The organism is Citrobacter pasteurii (genome assembly GCF_019047765.1).
Classification (GTDB): domain Bacteria; phylum Pseudomonadota; class Gammaproteobacteria; order Enterobacterales; family Enterobacteriaceae; genus Citrobacter; species Citrobacter pasteurii.
The window spans coordinates 4,863,643-4,881,848 of sequence record NZ_CP077262.1 but is presented as its reverse complement, the minus strand read 5'-3'; the positions used below and the strand labels follow the sequence as shown (position 1 = coordinate 4,881,848).

Annotated in this window: 16 protein-coding genes; 8 read left to right on the top strand and 8 right to left on the bottom strand. The window is 53.1% G+C overall.

Features of this window, described 5'->3' with window-relative positions; genetic code table 11:
- The first annotated feature begins 28 nt into the window (after window positions 1-28).
- Window positions 29-910, top strand: coding sequence for a 23S rRNA pseudouridine(2604) synthase RluF (rluF, locus tag I6L54_RS23495; protein WP_005132778.1), 882 nt, complete (start codon window positions 29-31; stop codon window positions 908-910).
- Here the strand turns inward: rluF and I6L54_RS23490 are convergent.
- The 7 genes from I6L54_RS23490 to rtcR form a co-directional block, all read right to left on the bottom strand.
- The gene (locus tag I6L54_RS23490; protein WP_003031655.1) at window positions 907-1,179 is read right to left on the bottom strand and encodes a YjbD family protein; all 273 of its coding nucleotides are present in this window, start codon (window positions 1,177-1,179) and stop codon (window positions 907-909) included. The genes rluF and I6L54_RS23490 overlap by 4 nt on opposite strands.
- A 62-nt stretch (window positions 1,180-1,241) precedes the next feature.
- The gene (locus tag I6L54_RS23485; protein ID WP_005132777.1) at window positions 1,242-2,000 is read right to left on the bottom strand and encodes a DeoR/GlpR family DNA-binding transcription regulator; all 759 of its coding nucleotides are present in this window, start codon (window positions 1,998-2,000) and stop codon (window positions 1,242-1,244) included.
- Window positions 1,987-2,850, bottom strand: coding sequence for a Cof-type HAD-IIB family hydrolase (locus I6L54_RS23480; RefSeq protein ID WP_005132776.1), 864 nt, complete (start codon window positions 2,848-2,850; stop codon window positions 1,987-1,989). Before I6L54_RS23480 ends, I6L54_RS23485 begins: the two co-directional genes overlap by 14 nt.
- A 17-nt stretch (window positions 2,851-2,867) precedes the next feature.
- Window positions 2,868-3,707: a beta/alpha barrel domain-containing protein gene (locus tag I6L54_RS23475; RefSeq protein ID WP_005132775.1), complete on the bottom strand. Its 840-nt coding sequence runs from the start codon at window positions 3,705-3,707 to the stop codon at window positions 2,868-2,870.
- A gap of 27 nt (window positions 3,708-3,734) precedes the next feature.
- Window positions 3,735-5,321, bottom strand: coding sequence for a hypothetical protein (locus tag I6L54_RS23470; protein WP_005132774.1), 1,587 nt, complete (start codon window positions 5,319-5,321; stop codon window positions 3,735-3,737).
- A 244-nt stretch (window positions 5,322-5,565) separates the two neighbouring features.
- The gene (gene panS, locus I6L54_RS23465) at window positions 5,566-6,504 is read right to left on the bottom strand and encodes a ketopantoate/pantoate/pantothenate transporter PanS (protein WP_040229837.1); all 939 of its coding nucleotides are present in this window, start codon (window positions 6,502-6,504) and stop codon (window positions 5,566-5,568) included.
- Between the two features lie 111 nt (window positions 6,505-6,615).
- Window positions 6,616-8,196, bottom strand: a complete 1,581-nt coding sequence (rtcR, locus tag I6L54_RS23460; protein WP_040229836.1) for an RNA repair transcriptional activator RtcR — start codon at window positions 8,194-8,196, stop codon at window positions 6,616-6,618.
- Between the two features lie 448 nt (window positions 8,197-8,644).
- On the opposite strand from rtcR, the gene I6L54_RS23455 reads away from it, so the two are divergent.
- Together I6L54_RS23455 and I6L54_RS23450 are read left to right on the top strand one after the other, a co-directional pair.
- Window positions 8,645-9,772: a slipin family protein gene (locus I6L54_RS23455; protein WP_040229834.1), complete on the top strand. Its 1,128-nt coding sequence runs from the start codon at window positions 8,645-8,647 to the stop codon at window positions 9,770-9,772.
- A gap of 5 nt (window positions 9,773-9,777) precedes the next feature.
- The gene (locus I6L54_RS23450) at window positions 9,778-10,563 is read left to right on the top strand and encodes a nucleotidyltransferase domain-containing protein (protein ID WP_005120782.1); all 786 of its coding nucleotides are present in this window, start codon (window positions 9,778-9,780) and stop codon (window positions 10,561-10,563) included.
- A gap of 42 nt (window positions 10,564-10,605) precedes the next feature.
- Here I6L54_RS23450 and lysC read toward each other — a convergent pair whose 3' ends face one another.
- Window positions 10,606-11,955 carry a lysine-sensitive aspartokinase 3 gene (gene lysC / locus I6L54_RS23445; RefSeq protein ID WP_040229831.1) on the bottom strand — a complete coding sequence of 450 codons (1,350 nt, stop codon included), beginning with the start codon at window positions 11,953-11,955 and terminating at the stop codon, window positions 10,606-10,608.
- Between the two features lie 301 nt (window positions 11,956-12,256).
- On the opposite strand from lysC, the gene pgi reads away from it, so the two are divergent.
- The 5 genes from pgi to I6L54_RS23420 all read left to right on the top strand — a co-directional run bounded on the left by pgi (window position 12,257) and on the right by I6L54_RS23420 (window position 18,155).
- Window positions 12,257-13,906, top strand: a complete 1,650-nt coding sequence (gene pgi, locus I6L54_RS23440; RefSeq protein ID WP_040229829.1) for a glucose-6-phosphate isomerase — start codon at window positions 12,257-12,259, stop codon at window positions 13,904-13,906.
- A 418-nt stretch (window positions 13,907-14,324) separates the two neighbouring features.
- Window positions 14,325-14,567 carry an exopolysaccharide production protein YjbE gene (gene yjbE, locus I6L54_RS23435; RefSeq protein ID WP_040229828.1) on the top strand — a complete coding sequence of 81 codons (243 nt, stop codon included), beginning with the start codon at window positions 14,325-14,327 and terminating at the stop codon, window positions 14,565-14,567.
- Window positions 14,568-14,686: 119 nt separating this feature from the next.
- Window positions 14,687-15,325, top strand: a complete 639-nt coding sequence (locus tag I6L54_RS23430; RefSeq protein ID WP_040229826.1) for a YjbF family lipoprotein — start codon at window positions 14,687-14,689, stop codon at window positions 15,323-15,325.
- Window positions 15,322-16,059 (top strand): capsule biosynthesis GfcC family protein, encoded by a 738-nt coding sequence (locus tag I6L54_RS23425; RefSeq protein WP_040229825.1) that lies wholly within the window; start codon window positions 15,322-15,324, stop codon window positions 16,057-16,059. Before I6L54_RS23430 ends, I6L54_RS23425 begins: the two co-directional genes overlap by 4 nt.
- Complete coding sequence (locus tag I6L54_RS23420) at window positions 16,059-18,155, top strand: YjbH domain-containing protein (protein ID WP_040229823.1); 2,097 nt, start codon at window positions 16,059-16,061, stop codon at window positions 18,153-18,155. The genes I6L54_RS23425 and I6L54_RS23420 overlap by 1 nt, the downstream gene beginning before the upstream one ends.
- Window positions 18,156-18,206: the final 51 nt, after the last annotated feature.

The window sequence follows — 18,206 nt, the reverse complement described above, 5'->3', positions numbered from 1 at the left end:
GAAGGATGAAGTGTATACAGGAGAAATTATGCTGCCCGACTCATCCATCCGATTAAATAAATACATCAGTGAAAGCGGAATCTGCTCGCGCCGCGAGGCGGATCGCTTTATCGAACAAGGGAATGTCTTCCTGAATGGCAAACGCGCCACCATTGGCGATCAGGTGATGCCTGGCGACGTCGTGAAAGTGAATGGTCGGTTGATTGAGCCGCGTGAAGCGGAAGATCTGGTTTTTATCGCGCTGAACAAGCCGGTAGGGATTGTCAGCACCACCGAAGACAGCGAACGCGACAACATTGTGGATTTCGTTAATCACAGCAAGCGCGTGTTTCCCATTGGCCGCCTGGACAAAGATTCTCAGGGACTTATCTTTCTGACCAACCACGGCGACCTGGTGAATAAAATCCTGCGTGCCGGTAACGATCACGAAAAAGAGTATCTGGTGACGGTCGATAAGCCCGTAACCGACGACTTTATTCGTGGGATGGGAGCCGGTGTGCCAATCCTCGGTACCGTTACCAAGAAATGTAAGGTCAAGAAAGAAGCGCCGTTTGTGTTTCGCATCACGCTGATTCAGGGGCTGAACCGCCAGATCCGCCGTATGTGTGAGCACTTTGGTTATGAAGTGACGAAGCTTGAGCGCACGCGCATCATGAACGTGAGTTTGTCCGGTCTGCCGCTGGGCGAATGGCGTGACCTGACGGGGGATGAACTGATCGAACTGTTCAAGCTGATTGAGAATTCTTCTTCAGAAGCTAAACCGAAGGCGAAAGCGAAGCCAAAAGCCGCCACCGCAGGCATCAAGCGCCCGGTAGTGAAAATCGAAAAATCGGCGGAGAAAGAGAAATCGCGCCCGGCGGCAAACGGCAAGCGTTTTACCTCGCCGGGGCGTAAGAAGAAAGGACGTTAACGTCTGCCGCGCGTTGGCGTATTCGCCGACCAGGAGAATGACGCCTCTGAATCCGGTTTATAAGCCTGCTTTTTCTTCAACTGGCGGGCTTTTTTAGCTTCGGCTTCGCGCAAGGCCATCAGCTTATCGATGTACTCTTTCTTGATGCTGTTGGTCTCAGCGTTGGTCAGCAGTCGACCATGCGCAATGCGCGCGCGGTCGAGCAGCGTTTTCAGTTCACGCTGTTCGCGCTCGGTCATCTCTTTTTGGGTAATGCGGGGGAGTGCCATACGGGTGCCCTCTGTTAGCCGATATTCTCAGTGTACGGTAATCCTGGCCAGCCTGATAGCGCTCAATAGGCAATACGCAATTTTCCGCCAAAGTCCTGCTGGGTATAACCCGTTGTTTTGAATCCTTTATCTGTGATGATGCTATCGATTTCTTTTAACGTGGCGATACACATCACCCCATCCTGACCAAATTTGGTATGGTCGGCGAGAATTACCGCTTTTTTGCTCATGGCAATCATGGACTTCGCCACGTACGCTTCATCAAAACTTTTTACCAGCACTCCATGCTGAGGCGAAATCCCACCTGCGCCAATGAAGCAGATATCGGCGTGAATGGCGTTAATTTGCTGACAAACCGAGACACCGAGATTGGCGCGAAAATGGTAGTCATATTCGCCACCTAAGACGTAAACGCGGGCCTGAAGATTATGCTCTTTAATTTTATCCGCAATTAACGCTGAGTTGGTAATAACAGAATAAGCGAGTGGGGGTAATAGTTCAGCAAGAATTAAGTTAGTCGTACAGGAGTCAATAAACAATGTGTCGCGTTCGCTAACCATCGTGGCGGCAATTTTACCAATTGCCATTTTTTCATCGCGGTGTATATCTATACGGGCGCCAAACTCATCTTCCTGAACGACCTGTTTTTTGACAGCCCCTCCATGGATTTTGGTAATTTGTCCTTCGGACTCCAGTATCGAGAGGTCACGGCGAATGGTCTCTGATGTAACTTTTAGCGTTTCCGATAATTTGATGACTGTGACTTCACCGAACTTATTTAATTCATCAAGAATATGTTTTCTTCTTTTAATCGGGTTCATTATTTTCCGCCAATGTCGTGCTTTGGCGCATGGTAACTGGATGCGCAAAGCAACGCAACCACTCCAGCGCACGGACAATACCTTCATCATCATTAGAGGTCGTCACATAGGTGGCGTGTTGTTTTACTGCATCAGGCGCATTGCCCATGGCGATACCGATGTTAGCAGTGGTAAACATACTGATATCGTTCTGCTGATCGCCAATCGCCGTAACCTGTTCGGTCGCTATATTTAGCTGCTGCCTTAACATGTTTATAGCATAGCCTTTGTTTATTTCAGTACGTTGGATGTCAATATAATTTCCCCCGGTGATTGTCGCCATATAACCACAGGGCAATTCATTATTCATTGCCGTACATAATGAATTTATTTTTGATTGTTCTGCCACTAATGTGATTTTATAAACATCATGCTGATTAAAAATATATTCAGGCGTTGCCGAAATAAAGGGTAGTTCAAATAAGTTGGCCTCATAAGTCGTCCATGGTGCCACGAGTCGGTCATCACGATGATAAATAGCATCGGCGCTAAAAAAATGATGGGGGTAGCAGGAAAGAGAAATAGATCGGTCAATCTCCTGGAGGTCCATGCAAGAGAGTGCCGCAGTATGAATAATATGCTGCGACGCAATCTCCAGAATTTGCCCACCATTAAAACCGGCGCACCAGGCAAACAATTTATCTACCTGTTGCTGTTGTAACAGGCGCACCATGGAGGAGACCGGCCTGGCGGAACAGGCTGCCAGCAGACCGCCACGCTGGCGGAACTCAACCAGCGCCTGACGCGTGCGCGGGCTGATTGTTTTCTGCGATGTCAGTAACGTTCCATCCAGATCGGTCACCAGCAACATATCTCTTTCCTCTGAGTTTACTGAGCAATAAACGGTGTGACGGCCTCTTTGGCGGCGTTGCAGACCATATTGTCGATTGCCGTACCGACGACCAGAATATTGACTCCGGTATCTTTAAACGCTTTGGCGTTGGCGAGGTTAATACCGCCTTCTGCCAGCGTCGGCACATCAACCGCGCCAACCAGCGCTCGCAGCCTGTCTTTAATGGCCTGTGGAATGTCGCCTGCTGCTACGCCTTCATAGCTCATACCGGTCATCAGGCCGATCATATCGACGCCAATTTCCTGCATCCGCTTCGCCACGCTGGAAACCTCTTCCGGCGTACGCGCAGGAATACCGAAAGTATGCAGATCGTCCGGGTGACCAATATAGGCGTCAACGGTCAGACCATATTGATGGGCGAGATTAACGATATCCTGTAGATCGTCCCAGTCGGATTTATGCGTGTGTAAACCATCGGCTCCGGCACGGGCAATCTCCAGAATCTCAGTGTCACTAAGCGGCACGGGCAAGGTTTCGGTAAAACCCCCCGCAATACCCACGGTAATGAAAATATCGTCAGGAACCACGTTACGCACGCCGTGTACCGCTTCAGCCATTTGGCTGTTGGTGATTTCATGGCGGATCTGCTCTGCTGCATGCATATTGCTCACGCCTTTGTGTCCACGCGCCAGCGCCAGTGCCGGGTGGTTTGGTTCCAGCAGCTTAACGCCTGCCTCACACACCGCTTTCGCCAGACGCGCATCGTCGCCAGTAATCCCGGTACTGAGGATGGTTTGTCCGCCGTGGAGCGCAATGGCGTCTTTCACTTTCTGTAACGCTTTGGCGCGTTTTTTATTCATATCGCCTTTAAACATGGTGTACCTCTGGTGTTGGTGCATTAATTAACGGGCTGACGCTGCGGGTTCGCTCTGTACGACAGCCTTAAAACGGTTAGCAATAATGGTGGTAATGCAGGTCATCGCCATTGTTGTGATCATCACGATAGCCATCTGAAGTGCATTGCTGGACAAGAACGGCGAGGCAAAAGCGGGAACATAGGCCACGCCTTTAACGTTAAAGAAGCCCAGCATCATGCCGCCCATTCCGGCCCAGAAAATGGCGGAGCCAAAGACAATTTTGTTGGCGAACATGAAGGGATAGGCAGATTCCACGAAGGTTCCGAAACCCAGGTTAATAAGCAGCCCCGGTGTGGCGACGGCGGCTTCACTTTTTTCACGAGGGGCGATAACGTTGGCAAGGTTAATTCCTGCGGCAACCATCACCAGACCCACCATATCGACTGCGCCGAGGAAGCTGACGCCGGATTTTTCCATCTCCAGCAGAACCAGCGGCAGGATGACCGCGTGATAGACACCACCCAGGATGGCTGGCCAGATAACCAGCCCCGCCAGCAGTCCGGCAAGAACAGGACTGAAAGCCAGGGTGCTTTCGATAGCCAGTTTGATGTAATTACCTGCTGACAACGCCAGCGGACTCAACAGATAGTGCATGATCAACCCGGCGGCAAGACCTGAAATCCCACCGGCGACGATGTTGACGGTGGTCATCGGAAAGCGCCAGTTCAGGCATAATTCAAACAGCCAACGAACGAAAATCCCGGCCATCAAACCGCCGATTATCCCGCCGATCAGACCCCCCTCGACGGACAGCACCCCGGCGACGACCCCGGCAACGATTGAGACTTCATCCAGCTCAGAAATCTGTTTTGCCGCCAGCACGGCAACCAATACCGGCAGGCCTTTCAGCAGGATTTCAAAAATATCGTTAAGTTTTTCCAGACCCGGAATGTGGCTCAGGGCGAGAACAATCGCCATCGCGATAAAGCCAGGCAGCGCAGGGATCATAATGCTGCGAATGTTAAAGCGTTTGAGCAGGCTCTTTCCGGAGCCACCCTGGGAGGGTGAAGCGCTACCCAACTGCGGCTTGTACTTAACGCCCCAGTGTTTACACAGAGACGCCACGAAGGAGACTGCGCGGGTGCGGCTGGTGGTGCCGGTCGTACCCGAGGTTGCGACGACATTTGCCCCTTTTGCCGCCACCAGCGCCATTGACGTTCCCCCGGTGCCAACGATCGGTGTTTTCATCTCAACAGCTGCGGTGAAGACTTCGTGGTTCGCTTTTCCCGGATCGGCGCTCATCACGACGATCCCGTCGATCGCGCCGCTACGGATCATCTCAGCAATCTGGCGATCGCTTTCGACCACCGAAGCGTTCACCTCTGAGAGTTTGCCCTGAAATATCCGTTGTGGTTTTTGTTGGTTTTCTGTGGTTAATGCATACACGGATGCCGGTGTGTGGGGTTTGGCAACATCCATCGAGGCTTCCGCCGCGATAAACTGCACGGCGGCAACTTCCACACCTGCGGCTTCGCACTGCTGATAGATTTCCTGGAGTAACTTCTCTGGCTCTGCGCCACCCAGGTTGTAGAGGTTGCCTCCACTGCTTCCAATAATCGCAATTTTTTTCATAGCGGCCTCAAAGATAGGGTAAAGGGGTTATCTGTGTTGTAGTGAAGTCATAATTCCAACTAAAACAAAACAAATCAACATTAAATGATCGAGATAAATTATCATTTGCATGTGGTTTGTTTATTAATTAGTTGAAATAAAAAGAATAAATTAAGATTTTGTTTTGTGTTGGTATTTGTTGTTTTGTGATGGGGTTCAAAGGAATATTTAAATAAATGGAGGGTGACCCTCCATTTATACGCGATCAGTTTTGTTTTATAGCGCTTCGCTTTTCAGTAATCGCCTTCCCGGACCAGTAACCCGCAAGCAGCGAACCTGAAAGGTTGTGCCAGACGGAGAACAACGCGCCGGGCAGGGCAGCGAGCGGACCGAAGTAGATTTTGCCCAGCGCAGCGGCGAGGCCGGAGTTCTGCATGCCGACTTCAATCGCCAGTGTGCGGCAGGTGGATTCATCAAAGCCGAACAGTTTCCCGCCCCAGTAGCCGCCAAGCAGACCAATGGTGTTATGCAGAATAACGGCGATAATCACCACAAAGCCGACCGACGCAATGTGCGACGCAGAACCTGCCACAACAGCGCTGATAATCGCCAGAATGCACACCATAGAAAACGCGGGCAGATACGCTTCTACGGTTTTTACGACGCGTGGGAACAGATGATGAATGACCAGGCCCAAAGCGATCGGAATAACTACGATCTGCAGAATGCTCAGCAGCATACCCATCACATCTACCTGGATATGCGCGTCGACGTAAAGACGGGTGAGCAGCGGCGTGGCGACAACACCGACCAGGGTTGAAACCGATGAAATCGTCACGGAGAGCGCCACATCGCCTTTCGCCAGGTAGATCATTACGTTAGATGCCGTTCCGCTGGCGACGCTACCGACCAGCACCATACCTGCGGACAATTCCGGCGGCATATTAAAAGCCAGCGCCAAAATCCATGCGGCGAGCGGCATCACCAGATAGTGCAGGAAGATACCCGCCGCAACCGGGGCTGGGCGTGAGAGTACGCGTTTAAAATCATCCACCTTCAGGTGTACGCCCATGCCGAACATAATCAGCATCAGTAACGACGGCACAAATGGCCCAACAGGCGTAAAGGTGGAGGGCGTGTAATACGCAATAACAGAGAGCAGCAGCGCCCATAACGGGAACAGCCGCGTGAGAGTAGCGAGCATGTTGTATTCCTTGCGATTTAAAGATGTTGTGTTGTTATAAAAAAGCCGGGATCGAGCCCGGCTATAGTTATTGTTTATCGCGTGATGGAATATTATTCAAACAAATTATGTTCATGTTGCGCTGCGGAGATTTTCCCAACTTAGTCCAAAGCGGGCCAAATACTTGCGCAGGCGGTCCGCATCGTTAGGATTGGCTTTTTTCTGCCGTGAGACGGCGAACAGTTCGCGTCCGGCTTCCGACAGCGACGCACAACGGCGGCACACTTCCAGCACCGTTTCCAGTTGGCGGCGATCGAACAGGTCAATGTCCATATTCAGTTCAGGCTGCGGATTTGCTATCTGCCAACTCTCCTTTAGCAGCGCAATCTCTTCTTCGACAAGGGATAAGGTAATGCGACCTTGTTCGGCAAGTGTCGCCATGCGCGCGATGGATGAGCTGAGTTCGCGAAAATTGCCGCGCCATCGCGCCTGTGGGGAGCAGGCAAACGCCAGATAGGCAGTTCGAGCCTCTTTATCGAAACGGATTTGCGTCTGCTTGTTGCTGGAAAAACGTTGCAGCTCATACTCGACGTTCGGGGCGATATCTTCCCGCCGCTGCGCGAGACCGGGCAGGGCGAAGCACCACATGTTGATCCGCGCGTAGAGATCTTCGCGAAAACGGCCCTCAGCGACCCATTGCCGCATGTCGCGATGGGTGCCGGCAATCAGCTGAAAATCGCTGTGTACTTCTTTGTCCGACCCAAACGGGAAAAAGGTTTTTTCTTCAATCGCTTTGAGTAACATGGCCTGCTCGTCCAGCCCCAGCTCGGCGATCTCATCGAGAAACAGCACGCCGCCATCCGCTTCTCGCAGCAATCCGCTACGCGCCGTGAGCGCGCCGGTAAACGCCCCCTTCACATGACCAAACAGCGTGGACATCGCATTGTCACCGCGCAGGGTCGCGCAGTTAACCGCCACCAGTTTTCCCGCCACCAGATGCCGCGACTGGCGTAGCTGAAAAATACGTTTCGCGAGGAAGGATTTGCCCGCGCCGGTAGGGCCGGTGAGCAGGATCGGGTCGGTCGAACGCAGAGCTACCCGCTCAATGCGATCGATCAGTTTATTGAAGGTGGCGTTGCGCGTATCAATCCCGGCTTTCAGAAAAGAGACCGACTGCTGCTGTTCGCGCTGAAAACGACTGGTGAGCGTGGCATAGCGGCTTAAATCGAGATCGATAACTGAGCAGACGCCAGCGGCGACGGCTTCATCTGATGAACCGCGTGGCGCCGGGCCGCTTTGCAGCAGGCTGGCGGGCAGGTAGCGCGCTTCCGTCAGCAAAAACCAGCAGATTTGTGCCACGTGAGTCCCGGTGGTGATGTGCACCAGATACTCTTCGTTTTCCGTATCAAATTCATAATGCGTGGCAAAGTCGAGGAAGGCGGCGTAGACCTCTTCAAAGTCCCACGGATCGTTAATGGTGACGGCATGCGGGCGGACTTTGGTGCGCGGCGAAAGCAGCGCGACGTCTTCAATCAACCGTTGCGCCATGCTCTCATCGCGTGGCTGGTGGAGGAGCTCCAGTCTGTCGACAGGGAAATCGGGTTGTTGGCATAGCCCAACCGTGGGTCGCCACTTCTTAAACCGATTGGCCCGCTTGCCGCGCTTATCGAGCACCGTTCCCAGTACGCCAATCACTACCCGTCGCTTCTGCATGGTTTATCCAAAAAGATAAATAAGAGAATAAAAGATAAAAAATTTAACCCAACGAGACAACCGCCATTATTGGTGTAAATAATTAAAATCATGAAAATCAAGTAATTAAAAATTATTCATGCCGCTTTTAATTCCTGGCACGCTTCTGGCAATAACACTTGCGTCAATCACGCTGAAAGCGCAGGGGGTTAAACCCCGCCGGCACGTCAGGAACGGCACAGGCTGTTTTCCGGGCGCGTTCCGTCAGCCGATGACCACCAAACGGGTTCGATTCCCGATTCATTCTCCCAATGAAACTGGTTGTTAATCATAGAAATAAAACGGAGCAATGCGCAGTTAGCACGCTCCAGAACAGGCTGCCGGTAAAGATGCCGTGCGGCAGGCAAAAGGGAATTCCCCTGCCGCTTCGCCCCTGCACCCGCGCCTGGCTCACAATAAGGAATAAAAAATGATGAAGAAAATCACTATTCGTAAAGGCCAGCTTGGCCTGTTATCCCGACAGGGTGACTACTATCAGGTGCTGAATGCAGGTGAACACCGTTTACCGTGGTTTAACACACCTGACGTTCTGGTGGTAAATACCGATGGCAGTGAAATACCTGAGACGCTGGCGGAGTATTTACGTCGCTTTCAGCCCGAGTGGGTGGAGCGTTTCTGCCTGGTCGCGGATACGACGGATACCGAAGCCGTGGCGTTGTATGTCAATGGCGTTTTGCAGGAGATCCTGCCACCGGCAACGCGTCGTCTGTACTGGAGAGCCGACGAAGCGTTAACGCTGGTACGTATGGATACGCGCGAGGTTCAGGTGCCAACGGACGTCATGAATGCAGTGTTACAGCCCCGTCGCAGCGGTGCGGTAAAAGGTCGCGAAGCAATCTTAACGGTGCAGGTTCCGGCGTGGCACGTCGGTGTACTGAAAATTGATGGCGAAACTCAGGCGCTGTTGCCGCCGGGGTTAACAGCATACTGGAAGGTAAACCATCTGATTGAAGCGGAAGTTGTGGATACCCGTTTGCAGGTGCTGGAGGTTGGCGGCCAGGAGATCCTGACCAAAGATAAGGTCAACCTGCGTTTAAACCTGGCGGCGAACTGGCGTTATAGCGATGTGTTGCTGGCATTTGGTCAACTGACTAAACCGCTGGATCACCTTTACCGTGAATTGCAGTTTGCGCTGCGTGAAGCGGTGGGAACACGCACGCTGGACGAACTGCTGGAAGATAAGCAGGTGATCGATGAAGTGGTGAGCGCGCAGGTGAAAACCCGCATGACGCCGTTTGGTATCGAGGTGGCTTCGTTGGGGGTGAAGGATATTGTCCTGCCCGGCGATATGAAGGCTATTTTGTCGCAACTGGTTGAAGCGGAAAAATCCGCCCAGGCCAACGTGATCCGACGTCGTGAAGAGACTGCCGCCACGCGATCGCTGTTGAATACTGCAAAAGTGATGGAAAACAACCCGGTAGCGCTGCGCTTAAAAGAACTGGAAACCCTCGAAAGAGTCGCGGAACGGATCGATAAAATCTCGGTATTCGGTGGCCTGGACCAGGTGTTGCACGGTCTTGTGAACATAAAAGGATAAGAATAATGAGCGACAACACAGTGGACGGCGCAATGCGCGAACGGGTAGTGCGCCAGCTAAAAGAGGTTGAGCGGCGCTATGGCGTCAGGGTGCTGTATGCCTGTGAGTCCGGTAGCCGTGGCTGGGGATTTGCCTCGCCGGACAGCGATTACGACGTGCGATTTCTCTATGTTCATCCCCCTGAATGGTATCTGCGGGTCGAAGCGCCACGTGATGTTATCGAGCTGCCGATAGATGATGAGCTGGACGTGTGCGGCTGGGAATGGCGCAAGGCGCTGAGGTTACTTAAAGGCGCAAACCCGACGCTTATTGAGTGGCTGGATTCGCCGGTGGTCTATCAGCAGGATGACGCGACCGTGTCGGCGCTGAAAGCGTTGGTGCCTGAATGGTTTTCACCGCTGCGTGCTCGCTGGCACTACTACTCGATGGCGCGGAAAAACTTCCGTGGTTATTTGCAGGGTGACGACGTGCGATTGAAGAAGTACTTCTACGTTCTGCGACCCCTGTTGGCGGTGCGTTGGGTGGAAGCGGGCAAGGGCGTACCGCCGATGCGTTTTGCCGAGCTGCTGGCGGGAAGTGAACTGGATGCACCATTGCGTCATGAAATCGACGAATTGCTGGCGCGCAAACAGCGATCAGGTGAGGCGGAGTATGGTCCGCGTCGTCCATTGTTACATACGTTTATCCGCGCCGAACTGGAGAGAGGAGAAATCCCGCCAACCTTACCAGACAGCCGGGAAGGGGATGTGAGGGAACTGGACAGACTGTTATATGGCACGGTGATGCGGTGAAAATGCCCGATGGTGCAAGAGCCATCGGGCGTTGACGTCGATTCATTCAAACAAATTATGGTGCAGCTTCTGTACCACCAGCTCGGCTTCGCTACCGGGCACCAGGAAGCACAGGTTATGGCTGGACGCGCCGTAGCAAATCATCCGAATATTGAACGGCTCCAGTACGCCGAACACCTCTTTACCCACGCCGCAGGCTTTGGACAGGTCGTTACCAATCAATGCCACCAGCGCCAGGCCTTCTTCAACTTCAACCCGGCACAGGGCCGACAGCTCCATCAGCAGAGACTGCGTGAGCAGTGTATCGCCGGTGGAAGTTGAACCAGTGGTATCCAGCGTCAGCGCCACGCTGACTTCGGATGTGGTAATTAAATCGACCGAGATATTGTGGCGTGCCAGGATGCCGAACACTTCCGCCAAAAAGCCGCGAGAGTGCAGCATATTCAGGCTATGCAGCGTCAGCAGCGTCTGCTTACGGCGCAAGGCCAGCGCCCGGAACAGCGGTGGATTCGCGGTTTTATTGCACACCAGCGTGCCGCCTGCTTTTGGATCCTTGCTCGAGCCAACAAATACCGGGATATCGCTACGTACGGCAGGCAACAGGGTTGCCGGGTGCAGCACTTTCGCGCCAAAGGTCGCCATTTCCGCGGCCTCTTCAAAAGCGATTTCATCAATACGCTGCGCAGCCGGAACGACACGTGGATCGGTCGTGTAAATGCCGGGAACATCGGTCCAGATATCGACGCGCGTTGCGTGCAGGGCTTCTGCCAGTAAGGCGGCGGTATAATCGCTGCCGCCGCGTCCCAGCGTGGTGGTGCGGCCTTTGCTTTCGCTGCCGATAAAGCCCTGAGTAATGACCAGACCTTCGTTCAACCGTGGGGCAAGCTGAATGGCTGCCAGTTCGGCCAGCGCCGCAACGTCGGGCTCTGCGCGGCCAAAACGATCGTTGGTGCGCATCACTTTACGCACGTCAAACCACTGCGCTTGCACGTTGCGCTCACGCAGGATCTCGACGAATAACAGGGTAGACATCAGTTCCCCGTGGCTGACCAGTTCGTCGGTTAGTGCGGTTGAGGTCGCCAGTGACGCCGCTTCTGCCAGCGTGGTGATGTTCTCCAGCAGACGTTCAATCTCTTCACGGATGACGTTCGGATAACGCAGGCGTTCCAGAATATTGAACTGAATTTGACGAATGGCGTCGAGTTTTTCGAAGCGCTCGGTTGGCTCCAGACCTTCTGCCAGCGCGACCAGCAGGTTAGTAATACCCGCCGAAGCGGACAGCACCACTAAACGTACGTTAGCATCAGAAAGCACGACATCAGCACTGCGATTCATGGCATCAAAATCCACCACGCTGGTACCGCCAAATTTGGAGACAACTACATCAGTCATAACTACCTCGTGTCAGGGAATGAATAGAGCGACCATGGCACAAAGGCAGAACGGAAACCGGTGCAGGCGCAAATGCAAATACCGTATTTATAAATAAAATGTGTAGCCTGTACTGTCAACGCTGGGATTATGCGGATTTTTCATGCTGTGTTAGCGCTGAGTAACAGTACTTATAACAGCTATACTTTTTAGCTACGTTTGGCGGATGCCCTGGCAATGGCATTAAAACAATCACACTTTTCTGTGGCTGGCGTTACAATCGATCTCAGTCACAATTCTCAAAATCAGAAGAGTATTGCTAATGAAAAACATCAATCCAACGCAGACCTCAGCCTGGCAGGCACTACAAAAACACTTTGAAGAGATGAAAGACGTTACTATCGCGGATCTGTTCGCGAAAGATAGCGATCGTTTCACTAAGTTTTCCGCGACATTTGACGATCTGATGCTGGTGGATTTCTCCAAAAACCGCATCACTGAAGAGACACTGGCTAAACTGCAGGATCTGGCAAAAGAAACCGATTTGGCGGGTGCCATCAAATCCATGTTCTCCGGTGAGAAAATCAACCGTACTGAAGACCGTGCCGTGCTGCACGTGGCGCTGCGTAACCGTAGCAATACGCCGATCATCGTTGACGGCAAAGATGTGATGCCGGAAGTGAATGCGGTGCTGGAAAAGATGAAATCCTTCTCTGAAGCGATTATCTCCGGCAGTTGGAAAGGCTATACCGGCAAGGCCATTACTGATGTCGTGAACATCGGTATTGGCGGCTCTGACCTCGGCCCGTTCATGGTGACCGAAGCGCTGCGTCCGTACAAAAATCACCTGAATATGCACTTTGTGTCTAACGTCGATGGTACGCACATTGCCGAAGTGCTGAAAAAAGTGAATCCGGAAACCACGCTGTTCCTGGTCGCGTCTAAAACCTTCACCACCCAGGAAACTATGACCAACGCCCACAGCGCGCGCGACTGGTTCCTGGCGACCGCTGGCGACAACAAGCACGTAGCCAAACACTTCGCAGCGCTCTCCACTAACGGTAAAGCGGTTGGCGAGTTCGGTATTGATACTGCCAATATGTTCGAGTTTTGGGACTGGGTTGGCGGTCGTTACTCCCTGTGGTCTGCAATTGGTCTGTCCATCATCCTGTCCGTGGGCTTCGGCAACTTTGTTGAGCTGCTCTCTGGTGCGCACGCAATGGACAAACACTTCTCCACCACCCCAGCGGAGAAAAACCTGCCGGTGCTGCTGGCGCTGATCGGTATCTGGTACAACAACTTCTTCGGTGCTGAAACCGAAGCGATTTTGCCGTACGACCAGTATATGCATCGTTTCGCGGCCTATTTCCAGCAGGGCAACATGGAATCCAACGGTAAATACGTTGACCGTAACGGCAACGCCGTGGATTACCAGACTGGCCCAATCATCTGGGGTGAGCCGGGCACTAACGGTCAGCATGCGTTCTACCAGCTGATTCACCAGGGGACTAAAATGGTTCCGTGCGATTTCATCGCCCCGGCCATCACCCACAACCCGCTGTCGGATCACCATCCGAAACTGCTGTCTAACTTCTTCGCGCAGACCGAGGCGCTGGCATTCGGCAAGTCTCGTGAAGTGGTTGAGCAGGAATATCGCGACCAGGGTAAAGATCCGGCAACCCTGGACCACGTTGTGCCGTTCAAAGTGTTTGAAGGTAATCGTCCAACTAACTCTATCCTGCTGCGCGAAATCACGCCGTTCAGCCTGGGTGCGTTGATTGCGCTGTACGAGCACAAAATCTTCACTCAGGGCGCGATCCTGAACATCTTCACCTTTGACCAGTGGGGCGTTGAGCTGGGTAAACAACTGGCGAACCGTATTCTGCCAGAGCTGAAAGATGGTTCCGAAGTGAGCAGCCACGATAGTTCTACCAACGGTTTGATTAACCGTTATAAGTCCTGGCGTGCCTGATGGCGCTACGCTTATCAGGCCTACAGGACACTCTTGTAGGCCGGATAAGGCGTTTAGCCGCCATCCGGCATTAATGAAATAAAAAAGCCGATATTAATATCGGCTTTTTTATAAGAATGCTCCAGGATATCTGCGTCTTTGCTTCATTTCTTAATTGAGCTTAATCCTAAAATAATTCATTCAACGTTGTCCTGTCTCTGATGTTTTCAGATTTACCGGATATTGCATTTTCTATTTATATATTTTAACTGATTGATTATTTTAATTTTATTATCAAATTCTAATTATTTTCTCTCTTGTTATCTAATTATCCTAAATTCCCCTGTGGCGTAATTTGCACACTTTGGCTTGTGTATACTCGATCTCGCCCGAAATTCTTTTGGGTAAATCTCCATTCATGCAATGAAGGGAATTTGTGATGAAAAAAGTTGTGTATGGCCTGTGGGCTATATCTGCGCTTGCGGCGACGTCTGTCTATGCCGCCCCCGTTCAGGTGGGGGAGGCTGCAGGGTCGGCTGCCGCGTCGGTTTCGGCGGGAAGTTCCTCCGCGACCAGCGTGAGCACCGTAAGTTCTGCGGTGGGGGTTGCCCTGGCGGCAACCGGTGGCGGCGATGGTTCTAATACCGGAACCACCACCACGACAACCACCAGTACCCAGTAATAAAGGTACGTTTAATTCTAACCACACTTCGGTGTGGTTATTTTGGAATTGCCAAAAGTCTGTGGGATTTGTAGGCCGGGTAAGCGTCGCGCCACCCGGCAATAATGCGGAGAAACGTCGTGAAGCGACCAGCGCTCATAATGGTTTGCCTGCTACTACAGGCGTGCTCAGCCACCACCGAAGGGTTGGGGCATTCGCTGTGGGATAGCGTATTTGGGACTCCCGGCGTACAGATGACGGATAATGAAATCCAAAATATGCCTTACGCCAGCCAGTATATGCAGCTCAACGGCGGTCCCCAGTTGTTTGTGGTACTCGCGTTCGCGGAAAACGGACAGCAGAAATGGGTGACTCAGGATCGGGCCATTCTTGTCACGCAGCATGGGCGCATTGTGAAAACACAGCTCGACGGAGACAACCTCATCGAGGTGAATAATCTGGCTGCCGACCCGCTTAGTAAGCCCAATCAGATAGTCGATGGCGCAACGTGGTCTCGCACGATGGGCTGGACCGAGCATCAGCAGGTACGCTATGCCACCGCCCGCTCGGTTTTCACATGGGATGGTGCTGACACCATCAAGGTCGGCAGCGATGAAACGCCTGTACGGATCCTCGATGAAGACGTCACCACCGATCAAACGCGCTGGCATAACCGCTACTGGGTAGACAGTGACGGCATGATTCGCCGGTCAGAACAGTATCTTGGCGCAGGTTTCTTCCCGGTGAAAACCACGCTGATTAAGGCGGCAAAACCATGATGAAACAAATGATTACCGCGCTGACATTCAGCCTGTGCACGGCATCTGTTTTTGCTGCGGGCAGTGTAAAAGTGATCACGACAGGCAGCACCGAAGCAAAAACGTTGACCGGCGCGGAGCATTTGGTCGATCTGGTGGGTCAACCGAAGCTGGCGAATAGCTGGTGGCCAGGTGCGGTGATTGGCGAAGAGCAGGCAACGGCTGAGGCACAACGTCAACAGCAGGCATTACTGGCGCGCCTGGCGGCGCTGAGCGCTGAAGAAAGTGGTAACGATGCCGCGGCTATCAACGCGTTACGCCAGCAAATTCAGGCGCTTAAGGTGACCGGCAGACAGACGATTAATCTTGACCCGGATGTGGTGCGTGTCAGCGAGCGAGGCAACCCGCCATTGCAGGGCAATTACACGCTGTGGGTTGGGCCGCAGCCCACGGATATCACGCTGCTGGGTTTGCTAAGCCACCCGGGTAAGCAGCCGTTTATACCCGGACGTGATGTTGCCAGCTATCTCGATGGGCAGCGTCGGCTCAGCGGCGCGGATCGTAGCTACGCCTGGATTGTCTATCCCGACGGACGCACACAAAAAGTAGCGGTCGCCTACTGGAACAAACGTCACATTGAGCCGATGCCCGGCAGCATCATTTTTGTCGGGCTGTCGGACTCTGTCTGGAGCAGCACCCCGGATGAAATCAATGCCGACATTCTTCGCACCCTGACCCAGCGGATACCCGAATAATGAGAAAAACTTATCTGCTCAGCCTGTTGGCGCTGGGTATCAGCGCGGCCTGTCACGGTGAAACTTATCCTGCGCCGATTGGTCCTTCCCAGTCTGATTTTGGCGGCGTAGGGCTGCTGCAAACCCCAACCGCACGTATGGCCCGTGAAGGCGAAATGAGCCTCAACTACCGCGATAACGATCAGTACCGCTACTACTCCGCGTCGGTGCAACTGTTCCCGTGGCTGGAAACGACCCTGCGCTATACCGATGTGCGCACCAAAAAATACAGCAGCGTGGAGTCGTTTTCAGGCGATCAGACATACAAGGATAAGGCTTTCGACCTGAAGCTGCGATTGTGGGAAGAGAGCTACTGGATGCCACAGGTGGCGGTGGGGGCACGCGATATCGGCGGAACCGGCCTGTTCGATGCGGAGTATATTGTGGCGAACAAAGCCTGGGGACCGTTTGATTTCTCGCTCGGTCTCGGTTGGGGATACCTCGGGACCAGCGGCAACGTCAGCAATCCGTTTTGCTCATACAGCGATAAATTCTGTCATCGCGATAACAGCTACAAACAGGCGGGTTCCATTGACGGTAGCCAGATGTTCCACGGCCCGGCATCGCTGTTTGGCGGCGTAGAGTATCAGACACCCTGGCAGCCGCTGCGCCTGAAACTGGAGTATGAGGGTAATAATTATCAGCAGGATTTTGCGGGCAAGCTGGATCAGAAGAGCAAGTTTAACGTCGGCGCTATTTATCGCGTCACCGATTGGGCCGACGTTAACCTCAGCTATGAGCGCGGCAACACCTTTATGTTTGGGGTCACGCTGCGGACTAACTTTAACGATCTGCGACCACACTATAACGACAACGCCCGCCCGAAATACCAGCCGCAGCCGCAGGATGCCATCCTGCAACATTCGGTGGTGGCGAATCAGCTAACGTTGCTGAAATATAACGCCGGGCTGGCGGATCCTAAAATTCAGGTGCAGGGCGATACGCTGTATGTGACCGGCGAACAGGTGAAATACCGTGATTCGCGTGAAGGGATCGAACGTGCGAACCGGATCGTGATGAACGATCTTCCCGACGGGATCCGCACGATCCGTATTACGGAAAATCGCCTTAACTTGCCGCAGGTGACGACCGAAACAGAAGTTTCCAGCCTCAAGCGCCATCTGGAAGGCGAGCCGTTGGGCCATGAGACTCAACTGGCGCAAAAACGCGTGGAGCCGGTGGTGCCGAAAACCACCGAGCAGGGCTGGTATATCGACAAATCACGTTTCGATTTTCACATCGATCCGGTACTTAACCAGTCGGTGGGCGGCCCGGAAAATTTCTATATGTATCAACTGGGCGTGATGGGCACGGCGGATCTGTGGGTTACCGATCATCTGCTGACTACCGGTAGCCTGTTTGCCAATCTCGCCAATAACTACGACAAGTTTAACTACACTAACCCACCGCAGGATTCGCATTTGCCACGCGTGCGTACCCATGTGCGTGAGTATGTACAGAACGACGTCTACGTGAATAACCTGCAGGCCAATTACTTCCAGTCTCTCGGTAACGGATTCTACGGACAGGTTTACGGCGGTTATCTGGAAACCATGTACGGTGGGGCGGGCGCGGAAATATTGTACCGTCCATTGGACAGCAACTGGGCGTTTGGCGTTGACGCCAACTACGTGAAACAGCGTGACTGGCGTAGCGCGCAGGACATGATGAAATTCACCGACTACAGCGTGAAGACCGGGCATTTGACCGCGTACTGGAATCCTTCGTTTGCCCAGGATGTTCTGGTGAAAGCCAGCGTGGGGCAATATCTGGCGGGGGACAAGGGCGGCACACTGGAAATTGCGAAACGCTTCGATAGCGGCGTGGTTGTTGGCGGTTATGCGACCATCACGAATGCATCGCCGGACGAGTACGGAGAGGGGGATTTCACCAAAGGGGTGTACGTTTCCGTGCCGCTGGATCTTTTCTCCTCTGGTCCAACCCGCAGTCGTGCGGCGATAGGCTGGACACCGTTAACGCGTGATGGTGGTCAGCAGCTTGGGCGTAAGTTTGGTTTGTACGATATGACCAGCGACCGGAGCGAGAACTTCCGTTAATGTGAAGGTTGATCGCCCGGTGGAGCTACGCTTACCGGGCCTACGGTAGGT